Origin of the sequence: Sulfurospirillum sp. hDNRA2 (genome assembly GCF_024206095.2) — a bacterium.
In the GTDB taxonomy this organism is placed as follows: Bacteria; Campylobacterota; Campylobacteria; order Campylobacterales; family Sulfurospirillaceae; genus Sulfurospirillum.
Genome location: NZ_CP159800.1, coordinates 1,518,712 through 1,535,868 on the forward strand (window position 1 = coordinate 1,518,712; position 17,157 = coordinate 1,535,868).

Annotated in this window: 20 protein-coding genes; 5 read left to right on the forward strand and 15 right to left on the reverse strand. The window is 43.7% G+C overall.

Annotation, left to right across the window (positions count from 1 at the left end; all coding sequences use genetic code 11):
* Both NL930_RS07650 and NL930_RS07655 read right to left on the reverse strand, forming a co-directional pair.
* Positions 1-504 carry a M48 family metallopeptidase gene (locus tag NL930_RS07650; protein WP_254376246.1) on the reverse strand — a complete coding sequence of 168 codons (504 nt, stop codon included), beginning with the start codon at positions 502-504 and terminating at the stop codon, positions 1-3.
* Entirely contained in the window at positions 501-1,373 is an 873-nt protein-coding gene (locus NL930_RS07655) for a CHAD domain-containing protein (RefSeq protein WP_254376248.1), read from the reverse strand. The genes NL930_RS07650 and NL930_RS07655 overlap by 4 nt, the downstream gene beginning before the upstream one ends.
* 212 nt (positions 1,374-1,585) lie before the next feature.
* Between NL930_RS07655 and NL930_RS07660 the strand changes: the two genes are divergently transcribed.
* The 3 genes from NL930_RS07660 to NL930_RS07670 all read left to right on the forward strand — a co-directional run bounded on the left by NL930_RS07660 (position 1,586) and on the right by NL930_RS07670 (position 6,261).
* Complete coding sequence (locus tag NL930_RS07660) at positions 1,586-2,746, forward strand: MotA/TolQ/ExbB proton channel family protein (RefSeq protein ID WP_254376250.1); 1,161 nt, start codon at positions 1,586-1,588, stop codon at positions 2,744-2,746.
* Positions 2,746-3,822, forward strand: coding sequence for an OmpA family protein (locus tag NL930_RS07665; RefSeq protein WP_254376252.1), 1,077 nt, complete (start codon positions 2,746-2,748; stop codon positions 3,820-3,822). The genes NL930_RS07660 and NL930_RS07665 overlap by 1 nt, the downstream gene beginning before the upstream one ends.
* 177 nt (positions 3,823-3,999) lie before the next feature.
* Complete coding sequence (locus tag NL930_RS07670; RefSeq protein ID WP_254376254.1) at positions 4,000-6,261, forward strand: EAL domain-containing protein; 2,262 nt, start codon at positions 4,000-4,002, stop codon at positions 6,259-6,261.
* A gap of 39 nt (positions 6,262-6,300) precedes the next feature.
* On the opposite strand, the gene NL930_RS07675 is transcribed toward NL930_RS07670, so the two are convergent.
* From NL930_RS07675 to NL930_RS07730, 12 genes are all read right to left on the reverse strand, one after another.
* Positions 6,301-6,546, reverse strand: coding sequence for a phage tail protein (locus NL930_RS07675; RefSeq protein ID WP_254376255.1), 246 nt, complete (start codon positions 6,544-6,546; stop codon positions 6,301-6,303).
* Between the two features lie 98 nt (positions 6,547-6,644).
* Positions 6,645-7,406 (reverse strand): class D beta-lactamase, encoded by a 762-nt coding sequence (blaOXA, locus tag NL930_RS07680; protein WP_254376431.1) that lies wholly within the window; start codon positions 7,404-7,406, stop codon positions 6,645-6,647.
* 166 nt (positions 7,407-7,572) lie between these two features.
* Positions 7,573-8,916 carry a pentapeptide repeat-containing protein gene (locus NL930_RS07685; RefSeq protein WP_254376256.1) on the reverse strand — a complete coding sequence of 448 codons (1,344 nt, stop codon included), beginning with the start codon at positions 8,914-8,916 and terminating at the stop codon, positions 7,573-7,575.
* Positions 8,917-8,981: 65 nt separating this feature from the next.
* The gene (locus tag NL930_RS07690; protein WP_039674645.1) at positions 8,982-9,317 is read right to left on the reverse strand and encodes a nitrogen fixation protein NifQ; all 336 of its coding nucleotides are present in this window, start codon (positions 9,315-9,317) and stop codon (positions 8,982-8,984) included.
* Positions 9,314-10,543, reverse strand: a complete 1,230-nt coding sequence (locus NL930_RS07695) for an RNA polymerase factor sigma-54 (RefSeq protein WP_041962456.1) — start codon at positions 10,541-10,543, stop codon at positions 9,314-9,316. The genes NL930_RS07690 and NL930_RS07695 overlap by 4 nt, the downstream gene beginning before the upstream one ends.
* A gap of 159 nt (positions 10,544-10,702) precedes the next feature.
* Entirely contained in the window at positions 10,703-10,999 is a 297-nt protein-coding gene (locus tag NL930_RS07700; protein ID WP_039674647.1) for a 2Fe-2S iron-sulfur cluster-binding protein, read from the reverse strand.
* A gap of 10 nt (positions 11,000-11,009) precedes the next feature.
* Positions 11,010-11,348: a hypothetical protein gene (locus NL930_RS07705; protein ID WP_254376258.1), complete on the reverse strand. Its 339-nt coding sequence runs from the start codon at positions 11,346-11,348 to the stop codon at positions 11,010-11,012.
* Positions 11,349-11,363: 15 nt separating this feature from the next.
* Complete coding sequence (locus NL930_RS07710) at positions 11,364-11,732, reverse strand: nitrogen fixation protein NifZ (RefSeq protein ID WP_231964760.1); 369 nt, start codon at positions 11,730-11,732, stop codon at positions 11,364-11,366.
* Complete coding sequence (locus NL930_RS07715; protein WP_039674651.1) at positions 11,722-12,057, reverse strand: nitrogenase-stabilizing/protective protein NifW; 336 nt, start codon at positions 12,055-12,057, stop codon at positions 11,722-11,724. Before NL930_RS07715 ends, NL930_RS07710 begins: the two co-directional genes overlap by 11 nt.
* 10 nt (positions 12,058-12,067) lie before the next feature.
* A complete protein-coding gene (locus NL930_RS07720; RefSeq protein ID WP_254376260.1) occupies positions 12,068-12,586 on the reverse strand; it encodes a flavodoxin in 519 nt (172 codons plus the stop codon).
* A gap of 4 nt (positions 12,587-12,590) precedes the next feature.
* Complete coding sequence (locus tag NL930_RS07725; RefSeq protein ID WP_039674655.1) at positions 12,591-13,031, reverse strand: NifX-associated nitrogen fixation protein; 441 nt, start codon at positions 13,029-13,031, stop codon at positions 12,591-12,593.
* Positions 13,032-13,034: 3 nt separating this feature from the next.
* Positions 13,035-13,391: a NifB/NifX family molybdenum-iron cluster-binding protein gene (locus tag NL930_RS07730; RefSeq protein WP_039674657.1), complete on the reverse strand. Its 357-nt coding sequence runs from the start codon at positions 13,389-13,391 to the stop codon at positions 13,035-13,037.
* Between the two features lie 112 nt (positions 13,392-13,503).
* On the opposite strand from NL930_RS07730, the gene tsaA reads away from it, so the two are divergent.
* Together tsaA and NL930_RS07740 are read left to right on the forward strand one after the other, a co-directional pair.
* Positions 13,504-13,989 carry a tRNA (N6-threonylcarbamoyladenosine(37)-N6)-methyltransferase TrmO gene (tsaA, locus tag NL930_RS07735; RefSeq protein ID WP_254376262.1) on the forward strand — a complete coding sequence of 162 codons (486 nt, stop codon included), beginning with the start codon at positions 13,504-13,506 and terminating at the stop codon, positions 13,987-13,989.
* A gap of 84 nt (positions 13,990-14,073) precedes the next feature.
* A complete protein-coding gene (locus NL930_RS07740; protein WP_039674661.1) occupies positions 14,074-14,595 on the forward strand; it encodes a ferritin-like domain-containing protein in 522 nt (173 codons plus the stop codon).
* Positions 14,596-14,628: 33 nt separating this feature from the next.
* Here NL930_RS07740 and NL930_RS07745 read toward each other — a convergent pair whose 3' ends face one another.
* On the reverse strand, positions 14,629-17,133 hold the full coding sequence (locus NL930_RS07745) for a chemotaxis protein CheW (RefSeq protein WP_254376264.1): 2,505 nt from the start codon (positions 17,131-17,133) through the stop codon (positions 14,629-14,631).
* Positions 17,134-17,157: the final 24 nt, after the last annotated feature.

Genomic DNA, 17,157 nt, shown 5'->3' on the forward strand with positions numbered 1-17,157 from the left:
TTAATACACCTTCCCGAATAACTCTAAATGCGTGAGGTAAAGCCTGACGTCAAACTCAAGTTGATGGTAACTTGGCTCCATTTTTTCGCACAGGGCATAAAAGGCTTTGTTGTGCTCTTTTTCTTTGAGGTGCGCTAGTTCGTGCACGCAGATCATCTTTAAAAAAGGCTCCGGTGCGGTTTTGAAAAGCGTTGCGATACGGATTTCGCTTTTGCTTCGAAGGCGTCCGCCGTGGTTTTTGATGGTGGTGCGATGCAGCCCAAGTGCGTCGTTAATGTCACTGATCTTTCCGTCGTACGAGACGCGGCTGATCGGTTCGCTTTTACGAAGAAATTCCGAACGTAACGCTATGACGTAGGCATACAAGGCTTTATCGCCGCTGATCGCGTGCGTGGTGGGGTACTTTTTTAGCAGGTATAAACCGAGTTTTTCCTCGTCGATGAGGCGTTGTACTTGTTGTTGCAGGCTATGAGGATAGTGTTCTACGTAGTTTAAAGGATTCATCGTGCCTCATCGCATCGTTGAAAGCGGCGAAAACGTTTTTTGAGGTTTTCGGCTTTACATGTAGCGATACATGTACGTTTATCTTCACGCAAATCCGCTTTCAGCAGTGCCGAAAGTTCTCGAAGTTCGGTTTGATGCAACGTGTTATAGCGTTTGATACGTTTGATTTGGACATGTTTATCCTGTACGTTTCCCAAGGCGGTTTGCATCGGCTTCAAACTCTTGGCAAAATCTTTCCATCCAAGAGCGTCGCAGGTATAGCGTAAAGTTTTGTAGTGTAGGCGTAGTTGATGTAAACGTTCGTTGGAAGCATCCGCCACGAGGTGTTGCGAAAGCTTAGCGATCTTTTTCACGCGGGCGCGAACGATTGCTTCGAGACGGTGCGAAGCATGTTTTTGCGTTGGAGTGAGATACAAGTTTGCATCTTCTACGCAACGCTGTAGCGATGAAAGCATCTCAGATTCACGCGCGTAGCGTTCGCAAAAACGATCGTATGCGTCTTGTCGTTCTTGACGCAACGCGTTTTCAACCGCTTCAAGTTCGGCAAGCGAAACGGCTTCGACGCGGTTTTTATACGTCCCGATACACGCTAAAAAAACATCCAAATCCCGCATAGCATTGGTCTCTTTTTGTAAAAATTTAAAGGTTTGAAGAAGGACTTTGCGGCGTTTTTTTTCCAGAAACGAACCGAATTCTTGGCATAAAGAGCGACTAAAACGAAGGTGTATGCGGTAACGATGCAAACTCTCCGGCTCGTCGGTTTGCATAAAGCGTTTGACATGTAAGGCTATCTCGCTTTGCGCGTGCATGAGATTTTGTTGGAGAAGCATCGGAATTTCAAGCGTACCGTCATCGTTGAAAGAGCTCATTTTGCGCCTTATGAAGAAAGGTTGTGCGAGTATTAAGCAAAAGAGAAAACACTCGGCGTATCAAAAAAGATTGTAGTCTTTTCATCGTAAAAACGGCATTAAAAAGCCCGTATATTTACTTTCCGTATAACAAATAAGGCTATAATAGGACATCTTTAACGCATGTTCTTGCCACACTGCAAGAACGTTTGAATTGTCACAAAGGCTCTATGATGAATGAACGAATGGATGAAATGCTTCAAGACTTAAGTGCGCTAGAGCGCAAACCGACATCGGGCATCGGAACGTATTTAAGCTTAATCGCCCTACCGAGTGCGGCGTATCTTTATTTTATTCTCGGTTATTTGGACGTTCTTCACTTCCATGTCGGCATACACAGCATCGTTTTAATCGGACTGATCTTTTTCGTGTCGCTTATGTTTGCCAAACATAACGGAGAGTACGGCGCATGCACGTTTCGCCGCTACGGCAACGAGCTCAAAAGCGAACTCAACGCGTACGTGACGAAAAACCTTATGCGTATCGGCGAAACCGAAAAGTCAAACGCAACGTTCGAGACGTTTATGGACGCTTACGCTAAACGCATTCGAAACGACAATTATGCTTCAATCGCCGCGGGCGTTTTCCCGACGATGGGAATTTTGGGTACGTTTATCTCCATCGCGTTGACGCTTCCCGATTTTTCGTCTCAAACGGCGGGTGCTTTGGAGCAAGAGATTTCCGTTTTGCTAAGCGGCGTGGGCACGGCGTTTTACGTCTCGATTTACGGTATTTTGCTTTCGCTTTGGTGGATTTTCTTCGAAAAACGAGGACTCAGCCGTTTCGATCGAGACGTTGAGATTATTCGTGAAGCGACCGCATCGCTTTTTTGGACCAAAGAAGAGATCGAACAAGCCTACCTCAAAGAGAACCTCCAACATTTTGAAAAAATCGGCTTGATGTTCGAACGTCTTAGCTCAAACGACTTTTTCGAGCGTTTGGGTAAAAATATTGAATCCAAATTTGAACTCTTCGACGAAATGCTCACTATGGAAGCCAGTGCGGTCAAACGCGTCTCCGAGCATATCAAAGAGGGTATGGATACCTTAGCGCGTTCCCAAGAAAAGCAAAAAGGGTTGATCGAACTGCACGAACAAATGCTTGCCAAAATCGAGGGCTTTAACGAAAATACGACGGCGTTACATGTCGCAATGGCGCAGAACCACGAAGAGATGATCGCCACCAATCAAGAGCTTTTACGCGTACTCAAAGAATCCGCCGCGGCGCGCAATCCCAACGAGCCTAACGCGGAAGTCGAATCGCTCAAAGAGAGCCTCAAAATGATCGACGCCGAAACCGAAGAGATCATTCAAAAAATGGATGCGTTAAAATAATGCGCTACCGTCCTTCAAAAAGCTCGGATCAAAACTTTTGGGTCTCTTACGCCGACTTGATGGCAGGGCTTTTGTTCGTTTTTATTTTGCTCATCGGCGCGATCGTCGTCAAATACGTCTACGTTCAGACGGATTTGAAGGGCATTAAAAACGATCTTGAGGCGCAAACGCGCGTCTTACGCCAAAGCCAAGAGGAGCTTTTACGCCAAAAACAAGACTTTTTACGCCTCAAAACCGATATGAACGCGACCAGTGCTTCATTGCAAATTGCCCAAGAGTTGTTAATGCAAAAAGAGTCCGACCTAAACGAATCCAACGCAAAACTTCAACTCAGCGACCGAGAAATCGAAAATCTTAAAAAGCTACTTTTAGATACCGAACTGGCACGCGACGAAGTCAAAGGCGAATTGGTTGCTAGCCAAATGGAACTGGGCACGACAACGCAAACATTGAAGCTCAAAGAGGGAGAGCTCGCTCTTTTGAGCGCAAAACTCTTGGAAAGCACCGCGGCGCATCAGCAACTGGTTGATGATTTAAACGTGACCAAAGCGCGCATTAAAAACCTGACGGGACTTCGCATCAAAGTCGTACAGGAGTTGAAAAACAAATTGGGCAAAAAGATCAATATCGATCCCAATAGCGGAGCGATCCGACTTCCCTCGGGCGTTCTTTTCGACGTGGGCTCTTACGAGATCAAACCCGAAGCCAAAGCACGCTTAAAAGAGACCTTACAACCCTACTTGGACGTTCTTTTAAACGACGCGCCCATCCGTGAAAATATCGACCATATCATGATCGAAGGGCATACCGACTCAGACGGTACCTACATGCACAATCTGGATCTTTCCCAAAAAAGAGCCTATGCGGTTATGGCGTTGATCTATTCGTGGGACGAAAGTAAAAATGCGCTTTTACAACGCTACGTCAGTGCCATCGGACGTTCTTACAGCGACCGTATCTTTAAAAACGGCATCGAAGACAAAGACGCCTCGCGTCGCATCGAAATCAAATTTAGCCTCTCCAACAAACAAGCCATTCAAGAGATCGAAACGTTTTTACAACGCAAAAACGAATAAAGCGCAAAGAAGGAAATCCTCTTTTTCTCAAGAGTTCTACAAGAACTCTTTTCTTTGCGGTATCGATTTTGTAGCTATTCTCTCTTTTTTACGTGCATTTACCGCTTCATTTTCACAATGTCACTTCCGTCGATCATTTTTATGTTAAGATAATCGCTAAGGAATAAAGGAGAAAATATGGCCTTGATTCAAAAAAACATTTGGACGATTTTTTATATTCTTCTTCTTTGCGGTATTGGCTTTTTAGGCGTCGTATCGTACGCCAAATGGGATAACGTTCGCGAACACTACGCCGAAGATCAGATCAATCTCGTAAAACTCGTCGGCAACGCGACGCACTCTTTGCTTCTATCGCAAGAGATGATACTCGATGTTTTAGGCAAACAAGTTCTCAGAGACAAAGATCCTCGTATTTTAGACGAATTGCTCTTGCTCAATCCCTCCGTCGTAGCCTTCGGTTTTGTCGATGTCGAGGGCAATTACCGTTACGTCAATACCAAATTTGACAAAGCCAAACTCCCCAATCTTCGTCAAAACCCTCTCACGAAAGAGTCGTTCGAGTATACCCTCACGCAAGAATCGATGATCTTAGGCAGAACCTATTATATCGCGGCAAGCGGACGCTGGGGCATTCCGATTCGCAAAAGCGTTGTGGACGATTCGGGTAAAATCATGGGCGTTATGACCGCCGGACTCGGCATAGAAGGAGCGTTTAAAATTTACACCGAGAACCTTTCGCTTGGAGATTACAATAAAGTCACGCTCATTCGAGAACGCGATCATTTTGTTCAATTTCAATCCGCAAGCCGCGAAATCTCTAAAGAAATTTACGAAAACCCTCTTCCCCAAACGTTTTTTAATGCATTGATGGACGCAATCGTGCAACGATACACCGTTTCCAAAGACGACATTAAAGCAAGCGGCCGTATTTACACCGCAAATGCGCGCGACGTGACGGGAGAGAATATCCAGTTTGCGCTCAAGTACGAACCCCGCTATGCATTATGGATTCTCTCCGATATTGACGAAACGCAAATTACGCGCGAATTTATGAACCATTTTTTCATCTACATCCTTCTTTTTGTCGGCGTACATGTTGTTTTGTTTATTCTCTTTAAAATCATTTCGAACGCGGAGAACAAACGCCGTGCCGATTTAATGTTCCAAGCCACGCACGATTCGCTTACGCATCTGCCCAATCGCGCTTACTTTCAACAATACATCCACGATTGGATGGGCGAAAACGCTCCGCCTTTTAGCCTTTTGTACCTTGATTTAGACCATTTTAAAAACGTGAACGACAGTTTCGGACATCATTTCGGCGATCTCTTGCTCATCGAATTTTCAAGGCGGCTTTTAGAGGTTAAGACGCCCGAAAGCATCGCCATTCGACAAGGCGGCGACGAGTTTCTTCTCTTAAGCTACGTAACGGACGATCACGAACTCTTAGCCCAAGCCGAAAAAATTATGCAAGAGATTTCCAAACCTTACCGTATCAAACAGTTTAATTTTGTGGTAGGTGCAAGCATCGGTATCGCCAAGTATCCTGAACACGCCCAAAGCGTGGATATGCTTTTGCGTGCCGCCGACATTGCGATGTACGAGGCGAAAAAATACAAAAATAGCGTTCGTCTTTTTGCCGCTTCGATGCAAGAAGGATACCTCAATCGCGTGATGATGGAACATATGCTCCGCCAAGCATTGGAAAAAGGGGAGCTTTACGTCGCGTATCAACCGCAGATGGATAGAAACGGCGTTATGTACGGCGTCGAGGCGTTAGCGCGATGGCAAAATGCCGAATTGGGGCTCGTTCCGCCCGATCAATTTATTCCGGTCGCCGAAGCATCGGGTTTGATGCCCAAATTGGGAGATTATATCTTGAAAAAAACGCTCGAAGAGATGCAACGTTTTCAAGAGACGTTAGACATAAGGTTTCAAGTCTCCATTAATATCTCGATTAAGCAATTTATGGAAGCGAACTTTCTTGAAAAGCTCACGCGCGAAATCCAAAAAACTAAGCTCGACAACCTTGCGATATGCCTTGAAATTACGGAAAGTCTGTTTATCGAGGACATCGACTATCTTTTGCCGCTTCTAAAAAAAATACGCGAAATGGGGCTGTACATCTCGATGGACGACTTCGGTACGGGTTATTCGTCGCTCAATATTTTGCGTAAATTGCCTATTGACGAACTCAAAATCGATAAAAGTTTTATCGATACCCTCATCGAGGACGTTACCGCGGAAAAGATGGTTCAAAATATCATCACGATCGGTAAAAATTTAGAATTGGCGATTTTAGCCGAAGGTGTAGAGACCAAGGCGCAAGAAGAGAAGCTTCTACATTTGGGGTGCGATCGTTTTCAAGGCTATTTTTACGCTAAACCGTTGACTTACGACGCACTCCAAACGTTTGTAGAAGAACAAAAAAGACATTGACATGTAAAGCCGTTGCCTCATTTTGCCTGAGGCAATAGCTTACATCGAACGCATCGGATAGAGCCCTTGAATAGCGATGTAGTACCGTAACTCCGGAAGCGGTGCTTTGTCCTTGAGATTTGGAATGCAAAACGTGCTATGTCCGTCTCCGCCGTACGTCGTTCCCAAATGCGAAAACAACGCTTGGTTTTGAGAAATCGGCAACGCTCGCCCGTCGCACAAGAGCCACCCTTCCATCTCGAAGTGAAATGCAAACAATTGAATTTGACCCAATACGAAATCCATATCTACCTCCTTGAGCTGATGTTTTTTGATTATAGCACAAAAGAAGAATGGCGCACGCCAAAGCTCAAAGACCGAGCGTTGACATGTGAAACCGTTTATCACTCTAAAAGCTTCTTGTATCGCAATGCGTCCAAGGTAATACTTTTGCGTAAAGGCAATTCGTCGCTTGAGGGAGTGAGTAAATTCGTCGCAAAAAAGTAAACGCCTTTAGAACTTTCCACATACCCCACGTACCAGCCGTGATGTTCGTCATCTTTGGGAACGGCCCAGCCCGTTTTAGCGCGTATAACACACTCTTCTCTTTGCTCGTCGATCATCATTTTTTTCAGTAAATCGATGTCGCTTCGGCGAAAAGGAAGTTCGTTTCGATAGAGTTTTTTGAGAAAAGCAATCTGCTCTTCCGCACTGATGCGAAGTTTGCCGTCCAACCAAAAACGCTCGACGTCATCGCCCGTTTTTTCGTTGCCGTAGTGCATTTTTTTAAGGTAACTATCGTACTTTTCCAAGCCGATGTGACGCGCGAACTTTTGGTAACACCAAACACACGAGGTTTTAAACGCACTCTCTAAAGTCTGATCGCCGTTCCATGCGGGAATACCTCGCGCAATTTTATCCCAAACGATGATACTTTGCGCATTCACGACGTTTTGGTCTAATGCGATGAGCGTATGGGGAATTTTAAACGTAGATGCGGGCAAGAGCGGTATTTTAGCGCGCACATCATTGTAAACATACCGCTCTTTGCCATCCAGCGATTCGATCAGCATCGCGCCTTTCACGCCGTAGTCTTCAAAAAGCTTTGCAAGAACCGCGTCGTCGTGTGCAAACAATGACAACGTAGCTAAAAACAACAACCACATTTTTTTCACGACAGCTCCTTTTTCAAACCATTATAACCAAAGCACCTTGAGGATTTTTTCTTTACATGTAAGAAATGCCGAATGCCTTGGATGAACACCCGACGAACGAAAAAGAGAGGTCAAAAACTCCAGATCACTCTTTGTGGGAGATAGACAACATTATTTTCTATTCTTTCGTATTGATTCTAACGGCAGTTAGAAACTGATAGTATAAGTATCCTAATGTAACTTTGTTAAGCGTCATTGCGATATAAGATTGATCGAAATCATCAACGGTAGTTAAAATGTTAATGTATTTGAAAATACATTCTAAACTTAAATTATGTCCCAAATACAAATTTGTACCTATACTTGTACAAGCCATCCACGCCAATGAGAGAAGCCAATTTTTTGAATAATTTGAACTTATAAAATGAAAAGAAGATACAGCCCAATCAAGAATACTTTGTATCGGGAAACATGAGGAGTTATTAAATATCTTTATATTTTTTCTATGCACATTTAATTCTAGCGAATGATAATGATTGGCTTCAATCGTATTGTCAATTTTTTTGAGATTGTGTTTGATAATTCTAAAAGATTCTTGTGAGGTATTTAAAGGATTTAAACCCGATATATTAAAGAAATTGATTCCTTCTTTAGAATTAATCTTGTCCAAATCAATACCTTCTCGAAATGTCGCATTACGAAAATTTGTTGTTTTTTCAAAGGTGGCATATTGCATTACCAATTTTTGTTCAAAGAGCGTGGAATCGAACAATGCCATACCTCGAAAATTAATTGATGCAAATTCAATATCGCTTTGTAGCGATTTTTTTCCTGTCTGAAGATCGAAAACAACCCCTTTTTTAAACACGGATTTAAAAAAATCAGCGTTTGACTCAAAATTAACGTCTGTTATTTCAACTTCATCGATAACGGCATTGTGAAGTTTGAAATTATCCATCAAGTGACAAGCTTCCAAACGAAGTATCGAAATTTGCATCGGCTGATCATTTCGTTTGGATTGCGGATTGATGTATAAACGATGCGTAAAATTTATAAGTCCATACAAATTCATCGTTGTGATAGTTCCTCCCAAAAAAGCCAAAACGACAAGATTTTGATTATTTATTGGTGGTTCTTTGGGCGAATGATAATTGGTAATCTTAAAGTCTGAGATTGTACAATGATCAAAAATAATATTTAAAAACTGATGAGAAACCTCAATTTTTTGAAAAGTGCAATTTTTAAATTCAATTGGATGACTATAATTTTGAATTGTTAAGCATTTTATTTCACAATTTTTAAATACCAACGATACATCGCTCGTTGTTGAATGATCGACCGAAATAGAATCAATGTCTTTAGGCAAATTTTTTATACTAGACAAATGCAAGTTTTCCAAATGAACATCATCAAAAACTACATTTGATATTGATTTGATGTTTGGAGAATAAGCAATATAATTATCTTTTGGTTGTGAGAGATCTATATTTTTACAATTAATTTTTTCTATGTTTATACACAAGTATCATCCTTGTAAAAAATAGTTTTACAGCAACTATTATACTATACTGAAAACTGTCTCTTTACTTACCCCACCAATCGACAGGCGAAGCAGTTGGTTTGATCTTTACATGTAAAGCATGCGGGGGCGACAAGATCGAGCGAATCGTAGATAAATTTTTTCCAGAGTTTATCGGCGGGCTTGAGCTCGAAGAGTTTGGGAAAGTGGCATTTCATGTATTTGCCCATCTGCACGCGGTTTTTAAAACCCATGTCTTCGTACAAGTGGCGTTCGCGCATCGACATTGCCGCAACGTGCGGGGCGATGACGTATTTGGAGTAACGATTTTTGGCGTAACCTTGCAAGAAGATCGTGACCGTCGCTTCTATCTTTAAGCGTTCTTCTTTCGTATAGGGGTTCATGCTTGTACCTTGTAAATTTTTTTGCGTTCTTTAGACGATGCGACGTTCATCAGCTTTCGGTATTTCGTAATCGTGCGTCGGACCATTTTGATGTTGAAGCGTTTTTCAATCCGTTCGAGTAAGTCGTCGTCGGTTAAAGGCTCTTCTTTGTTTTCGTATTCGATTTGTTGGTTAATAAAATTTTTGATCTCGGAGGAAGAGAGCTCTTTGGTCGCTACCGCGTTGGTAAAGAACGACTTTAGCGGGAAAATACCTTGTTTCGATTCGACGTATTTATTCGAAATTGCCCGTGAGATCGTCGATTCGGCGAAAGAGAGTTCATCGGCTAAATGACTCATATTGAGCGGCCTAAGCTCGCCTCCGACAAAAAAAGAGAGCTGCTTTTCGACGATTAAAAGCACGATCTTATACAACGTACTTTTGCGTAATTCCAAAAGGTTGACGATGTCGCGTGCCTCTTTGAGCTTGTCTTTGATGGAGTCGTTTTTGCTCGAAAAAGGCTCTTGAATCACGATGTCGGGGTAATATTCGTTATTGATCCGAAGCCGTATATCTTCATCCACTTCCACGTAAAAATCGGGAATAATTTGCTTGGGTGTGGCTTGATACTCCAATGCCGGAGGGTTGGAAAATTTCTTTAAAACCGCCCTTGCCTCTTCAAAACGGTGATGTTTGGAAAACTTATCGACTTTGTGCATCTGTTCGATCATCTTTAAGACTAAATGATACAGCTCGTCATCGACCTCGTCGCTCATTGCGTCGAGTTGAAACACGAACGATTCATGCGCATCCAAAGCGCCGACTCCATAAGGCTCGATCTTGGAAAAACGTTGTCGTATCCGCTCGACATAGTCGCTATACACGTTACAGGTGATCGCGATTTGTTCGATATCGCCGTCAAAATAACCCTCTTCGTTGATGTCGCACAGTATCTCGTGGGCAACTTTTTGCGAAACAGGCGTGGGGAAAAGCGGCGGAACGATTTGTTCGAGTATCTTTTCATGCAAAGACTCATGGCTCAACACCAACTCTTCCACCATGCCGTGACTGCTAGCACCCATCGTATGCTCATACGGGCGTTTGACCTCTAAAAACGGATTTTCGTACGAAAGCGTTTCAAGATGCGTACTTAACTCTTGAAGAGGTAGCTGTAACAACGGGAGCCAAAGTTTGAGCGAGAGGTTAAGACTCTGCTTTTGTTTAAATTCTAGATTGATACTTCTCATACAAAAAGTATGCCCTATTTATGAGCTATTTTCATTTTTTTCTTGATTAATTTTTATGCATTTTAAAAGAGATTTTACAAAAATGTAACAAGGGGTCGAGACGGGGAAAAAGAGGCTACGCGGGATGTTTGAATGCGTAGCGACTCTTGAAAAGAAGGATTAGTATTTGATACGAACGACGCCGTTTGGCTTTTCGATTTTCATCTGGCATGAAAGGCGCGTATTGGGTGTACATGTACTTGCAAGTATCTCTTTTAAAACCTTGATCTCTTTGTCGGTTTTAGGCGATAAAAACTCCATACCTTGAACGATCTCCACGGCACACGTTCCGCATTGACCGTCACGACAGCCAAAGGGCAATGCGCTTCCGCTTGCTTCTACGACGTCTTGAATGGTAGCACCCGGTTTAACGTTGACGGCTAAAAAGTCGTTGACGATTTCTACTCTTGTTGTCATGGTTGATCCTTTACTTTTTAAATGGTTTAATCAAAACATCGCCCTTAATCATCATCATCGAAGCGATGCGAATTTTCGGGCTTACGGTAAATTGTTGGCAAATATCGGCGTCTTCTTGGCTAATCGCACCTAACTTGACGAGTTCATCGAGCTCTTCGTCTTCCATATAACTCGTCGGTTCCTCTTCGCTAATATGCTCAACGCTAATCAGGCACGTCGAATGATCTTTGGGATCAAACGTAATAGGAATCCCTTTTTCTTTCGCTAAACGAACAACGGGTTCGCCGATTTTGGCATCGTAAATACCGTCTTTTTCCGCATCAAAATGCATAAAAATCACTTTGGCCATAACACTTCCTCCTTACTAAGATTTGTTTTTGTAATGCTCACTCATCCACGCATGCTCTTCGGCTTCAAGATCGCGATACGGCTCCATCGCCTCTAATTCGTGTTCCCTACATCCGATCACTTCGACAACCGCTTCGGCGTCTAAAAAATGAACTTCGTAAACGCGTATGACTTGTAAAAAATCCCCGACGGATCGGATATAACCGATCGAGCCTTTTTGAATCATCACTTCGCCGATTTGAAGGTACGGATAGGTTCCGTCGTTTTTCACGTCTTCGAGCAATTTTACTTTCTGTCCGAGAAAAAACTTTGCTTTGGCTTCGTCTTTACCCGACAACTTTGCGGTGACCGTATCGTGTAATACGACGTTTGGATCAACAATCACAACTGCCTCCTTTTTGCGAAGACGTCGTACACGAAGCACACCCTTTGGCATGTCCGTCTTCCGCCATACCCCACACTTCCGCGGCACTCGGGGAATGGCCGTGTTTATAGTCCATATAAACGCGCATCAAAGCAAACTTTAAAAAATCCATCAAGTATTTTTCATCGCCTTTGTAAAACTCAAAACCCTTTTTAATCAACGTGCCGTACTCTTTCATAATGTGAAAACGCTTAACGTGAACGATGTGTTCGTCATACTCGATAGCAAAAAAATCAAAGTAGTCTTCTGCCGCTCTTAATTGATAAAATTGCTCCAGCGTTCTCATGTCGTATCCTTTACGCCAATTCTTTTTTAAGTTGCGCTATCCACTTTTCGATACGCTCTTCGGATTTGTCCTCTTCATTGATATTGTCGATAGCCAAACCGCAAAATTTATCTCCCACGCACGCCAAGCTCGCCTCGTAATCGTAATCGCTAGCATCGACAAAACCGATAACCTTCGCACCCGCTTTGGAAAAAATCTGATAAAACTTGCCCAAAGCGCTGCAAAAATGTTCTCCGTGCGTCTTACTATCGCCCGCACCGAAAAACGCCATCGTTTTGCCTTTAAAATCGATATTTTCGGAAGTGATTTCAAAAAGAGCGTCGACCCAGCTAAAGTGAACGTCGCCTTGTCCCCATGTCGAACTTCCGAAGAAAAGGACATCGAATTCCTCAAACTGCTCAACGCTATCGAAGTCGTCTTCCATTAAAACGCACGCATCGTCTTCAACCTCAAACGCTTCTTTCAACGCCTCGGCGATTTGCGTCGTATTACCGCCCGCACTCGCGTAAAAAATACCGATATTAGCCATCGTTCTATCCTACTTTTAAAGTGTATTGTTCGTAAATTTCAATTGCGCTTTTGAGCATCTTACCGCCTTCTTTGACCACGTCTTCATACGTGCGGAAACTGTAACGGTGCGCATCTTTAAAAAATTTATTCGTCACGACGATTTTATCCGCCAAGACGACCGCCCGACCGAAACCCTCGTGACTCATCTCCATCACGACCGAACACATCACACCCGTTTTGAGTTCAAACGCCAAAGCGATCGCTTGAAAAATGAGACGAATATCTTGAATCTGCATCTCATCGATGTCGGCAATGATGGGAACATTTTTAAGCTCTTCTTTGCTTTTGACGTATTTTTCGCACAAAAGCTCTTCATCGCTTTTTTTTGCCCACGTACCGAACTGATCGAGTGCTCGGGTCTGTGAAATCAGCGTTTCGATAAACAATTTTTCAAGCTCGTTCATAACCTATGCCCTTGCTTCTAAAATTTTTTTGATAAACGGAGGAGGATTGGTCGCCATCATAGAGGTGAGCTTTTCCAATTCGTCTTCGATGTTGACGACAGTTTTATATTTGATAGGGAAAATCTTTCCGTTGACGACTTTTGCCGCTGCCGCAGGTCCGATCTCGACACAGTACATAATATCGACATGTTCGTTAACGAGCATCTCGACTCTGCCCTCGGTGCGCTCTTCACCGGTCGGAATAACGCCGTGTAGACTATAACCGTTTGCATCGACGTCGTAAACGGCAAACTGCTCGCCTGAACCGAAATGTGCATCAATGTTTTTCAAATCGTTCGTAAAAAACGCTACTTTAACCATCGGTGTGTTCCTCCTATCCTTAAACTTACGGATGTATTTTCAAAAAGTGTTCCGTAGACAAATTTAGTTCCGATAAGATAAACTAAACAAAAATAATATGAGGAGTTTTTCTATGATACGCTTTGAGCCGATCGGAGTTATTCACACACCCTACCGTAACAATGCCCCATACCAGCCGGTTTCAAACGACGCCGGAGAATTTTATATCGATCTCAACGAAGCCTATACGGACGGGCTTAAAGAGTTGTTGCGTTTTAAATACATCTACCTTCTGTTTTATATCGATCGGCTTCACGAAAAACCGAAAATGCGCTTGACGCCGCCTTGGCTTAAGAACAAGGAGTTGGGTCTTTTTGCGACGCGTACGCCCAATCGCCCCAATCCTATCGGACTGAGTATCGTAAAGCTCGTTAACGTTATCGATCGTAAAATCATCGTATCGGGACTCGACGTCTTTGACGGTACGCCGCTTTTGGACATCAAACCCTATATCAAAGAGTTGGACGATAAAAGCGATGCCAATTACGGATGGCTCGAGGACGTCGACAACAAGGAACATTTTATGTTACACATCAAAGGAATACCGCACGATTATTGACATGTCAACGACCACGCGTTCTTCTTAGTCGTTTCTAGCCAAGTTTATGGTAGGATATAATTCACCAACCTCTAAGGAGAACGTATGAAACGAGATAAAAGTATCGAGTTGCTCAATCGCGCTATTGCCGACGAGCTTGCCACGGTTCATCAGTACATGTTTTTTCATTTTCATTGCGACGATCAAGGATACGACTTACTTTCAACCCTTTTTAAACGTATCGCGATTGCCGAAATGCTTCATATCGAACGTTTAGCCGATCGCGTGCTTTTCTTAAAAGGAACCATCGAGATGAAAGCCGCCCAAGAGGTTCAACAAATTACCGACGTCAAAGCGATGCTCGAATTTGCACGTCAAGGCGAAGACGATGCGGTAACGATGTACAACCAATTTGCGATCGAGTGCGGCAATAACGCCGACAGCGTGACCAAAAAGCTCTTTGAAGAACTGGTTTTAGACGAAGAAGGACATTACGCCGAGTACGACGACGAGATGGACAATATGCTTAAATTCGGTGAGCAATACCTCGTCCTTCAATCCATGGAACGCAGTAAGAAAAAAGCGACGATGGCGGCCGCCGCCGCAACAACGGCAGAACCTGCCTGAGTCTTTTTGAGCATAGAAGGCAACCCTTCTATGCTACCTTCCTTGTTTTTCCAACAGTAAATACCGCTCAATTTTTAGCGGATCTAAAATCGAAAGCATCTCCGCTTTTTCCTGTCCGGCATCTGATTTGACGATGGCTTTAGTGAGGGTATGTTGCCCGAGCATCGCTTGGTTCGTCTCGTCGATGCAACGAATGGGCACTTCGGGACTATCTTGTACCGCATCGATCACCAATCCGAAAGGATGATCGTCGTTTCCCTTCAAAACGATAATATAATTTTTTTCTTTATCGTAACTGCGTTCGTGTTGAAAATACTTTGCCAACGAAGCAACGGGGATCGTTTTATTATTCCACGTAATCATACCGACGTAGATTTCGTCCGAACCGATCACTTTTGTGACGTCTTGCCCTTCTAACGCGGCGTAGATCTGCTCGCTTTGTATCGCGTACAAGTTTCCGTATAGCCAAAACGTCGAAAGATCGACGCTTTTTTCGCTTGCCGTGACTTTAGGATACGCATAATGTTTTGCGTGGACTTTTTTCGCCTCTTGCGTCAAAGCGTTTTTATGCGCGATACGAATACACACGACCGCAAAAACGTCGTTGACGTATCCGTCGCTGACTTTATACTCGCGATACCCTTTGGATAACGCTTTCCCGACGATATAATAATCATCGTCGATTAAAACGATTTTTTCGTTCGTGTCACAAAAACGGCAACGCTCGCCTACGTTCATTTTAGGCGACGTCGATGCGATGATCGTTTGGGTTTTAGCTTCGATAAACAGTGCGAAAGAGCGTTCGTCTTCGCCAATCACGTCATGCAACATCGCCTCAAATTGCGCTTGAGCGTCAAAAACGATCGCAATGCCTCCCAATGCCTCTTTGTGCCCTTCGATAAAGATCGGAGCATTATAGATATACGTGTATTTGCCTTCGTACAGTTCGCTGGGTTCGAAGGCACTGACGACATACTCTTTAGAACTTTTTAACGCCAAGGTTTGAGCGATATAAGGCGCACCGATACGTTTCCCGACGAAATGCGCGTATTTTTCTTGACTGACCGCCAAAACACATCCTTGCGCATCGTATACAAGCAGGTGCGCATAAACGGTGTAAAGTGCGTTGATCGTGCTAAGAACATCACTCATCTCGCGTCCGAACTCTTTTTTAATCGTACTAAAATCTTTATACTTAGCGCTAAAGGCTTTAATAAACACGGGACTGAGCGCCCACCAACGGCAATCGTTGGCACGCTCGTAAAGGTTGCGATCCATAATATCGATCGCCAACGTCGCACGAAACGCCGCATCGTTAATATACGAAGCCACCACCGTCCAATTCAAATTGCCGATCGACTCCTCAAAAGTCTTTTTCGTTTGTGCGCCCGTACGCGAGATCTCGTTGAGAAGCGATTTTGAAAACGAATTATCGCCGCTTTTTTGATTGGCGATTTGCACGTTTCCGTTCCAAATCGTCATATCGAGTTTGCGCTGAATCGCTTCGGCTTTGGAAGGGATATTCGTGAACTCTTCGGAAAAAAGCGACGAGTTTTTAATGATTTTTGTCTGTTCATCGCTAAAAGGCAAATGCGCTTGTTTTTTGGAAAATGCAAACGAAAGCGGTATGAGCGCGTGGGATTGCCATCCCAAACCGAAAAACCCCTGATACCCTTTGGTCTGCTTCGTACATGCAACGTACTCTTGGGCTAAAAAGGGTACCGTATCGACTCGATTCAAAACGGTTTTGTGCGGCGCACACAAAGGGTAATGAAACGGGTTACTACTGTAAATCGTGCGATTTTTAGCGTCTAAGAGCAAAATATCCGTCCACGTTTCATGATCGATCAAAGGAGAGATAATCACGTGCATTTCGTCTTGAAATTTAAACACCAATCCCAGCACCGCCAAAGGTTTGCCCTGATCGTCGCAGACGCGGTAGGAGTAGATCAAACTCTCTTTGTCGTTGACGATGGGATAGATACCGAAATTTTCAACGTACTCTTTGGACGTGTTCAACGCCGTATCGATAAAACGCCGATCGATTTTCTTACCTAATTTTTCGCCGTGCGTCGAAGCGATGAGCGTACCGTCCAAATCAAACAAGAGCACGTCGTCGTAAACGCTGTATTTTTCGATGTACTCGGCAAACCGTGCTTGTATAGAAGCCAGCGCATCGCGTTGTGCGGGCGCGTCCATCGTCGCAAAATCGCATAAGCTAACGTCCGTCGCCAAAAAACCGACGTCTGCGGTTCGTTCGAACAAATTGCGTATCAAAATATCGATGGCGACTTGCGCTTTGGAACACATTTCGGTCGAAAGTTTTTTAACGGTCTCTTCGCACAGTCGTCCTAAAAGTTGTTCGGAAAGGAGGCTAAAGGCTTGTCGTGTTTCGGAAATATCCATACCGATGTTACTCATTTGCCCTAGTAAAGAGAGTAAATTCCATCGTTCGGAAAGTTGATCGAGTGCTTTTTGATAAGCGACCACCTCGGGGATAAAGGCATTGTAACGCGACGTGTCTCCTTCTTGAACCATACTCAAACCCCCTTGTGTTAGGTA

Bases quoted from the DNA above. Each gene is read 5' to 3' on its own strand.
- NL930_RS07650 (WP_254376246.1), bottom strand. From the start codon at position 504: ATGAATCCTTTAAACTACGTAGAACACTATCCTCATAGCCTGCAACAA.
- NL930_RS07655 (WP_254376248.1), bottom strand. From the start codon at position 1,373: ATGAGCTCTTTCAACGATGACGGTACGCTTGAAATTCCGATGCTTCTC.
- NL930_RS07660 (WP_254376250.1), top strand. From the start codon at position 1,586: ATGAATGAACGAATGGATGAAATGCTTCAAGACTTAAGTGCGCTAGAG.
- NL930_RS07665 (WP_254376252.1), top strand. From the start codon at position 2,746: ATGCGCTACCGTCCTTCAAAAAGCTCGGATCAAAACTTTTGGGTCTCT.
- NL930_RS07670 (WP_254376254.1), top strand. From the start codon at position 4,000: ATGGCCTTGATTCAAAAAAACATTTGGACGATTTTTTATATTCTTCTT.
- NL930_RS07675 (WP_254376255.1), bottom strand. From the start codon at position 6,546: ATGGATTTCGTATTGGGTCAAATTCAATTGTTTGCATTTCACTTCGAG.
- blaOXA (WP_254376431.1), bottom strand. From the start codon at position 7,406: ATGTGGTTGTTGTTTTTAGCTACGTTGTCATTGTTTGCACACGACGAC.
- NL930_RS07690 (WP_039674645.1), bottom strand. From the start codon at position 9,317: ATGAACCCCTATACGAAAGAAGAACGCTTAAAGATAGAAGCGACGGTC.
- NL930_RS07695 (WP_041962456.1), bottom strand. From the start codon at position 10,543: ATGAGAAGTATCAATCTAGAATTTAAACAAAAGCAGAGTCTTAACCTC.
- NL930_RS07700 (WP_039674647.1), bottom strand. From the start codon at position 10,999: ATGACAACAAGAGTAGAAATCGTCAACGACTTTTTAGCCGTCAACGTT.
- NL930_RS07705 (WP_254376258.1), bottom strand. From the start codon at position 11,348: ATGGCCAAAGTGATTTTTATGCATTTTGATGCGGAAAAAGACGGTATT.
- NL930_RS07715 (WP_039674651.1), bottom strand. From the start codon at position 12,057: ATGAGAACGCTGGAGCAATTTTATCAATTAAGAGCGGCAGAAGACTAC.
- NL930_RS07720 (WP_254376260.1), bottom strand. From the start codon at position 12,586: ATGGCTAATATCGGTATTTTTTACGCGAGTGCGGGCGGTAATACGACG.
- NL930_RS07725 (WP_039674655.1), bottom strand. From the start codon at position 13,031: ATGAACGAGCTTGAAAAATTGTTTATCGAAACGCTGATTTCACAGACC.
- NL930_RS07730 (WP_039674657.1), bottom strand. From the start codon at position 13,391: ATGGTTAAAGTAGCGTTTTTTACGAACGATTTGAAAAACATTGATGCA.
- tsaA (WP_254376262.1), top strand. From the start codon at position 13,504: ATGATACGCTTTGAGCCGATCGGAGTTATTCACACACCCTACCGTAAC.
- NL930_RS07740 (WP_039674661.1), top strand. From the start codon at position 14,074: ATGAAACGAGATAAAAGTATCGAGTTGCTCAATCGCGCTATTGCCGAC.
- NL930_RS07745 (WP_254376264.1), bottom strand. From the start codon at position 17,133: ATGGTTCAAGAAGGAGACACGTCGCGTTACAATGCCTTTATCCCCGAG.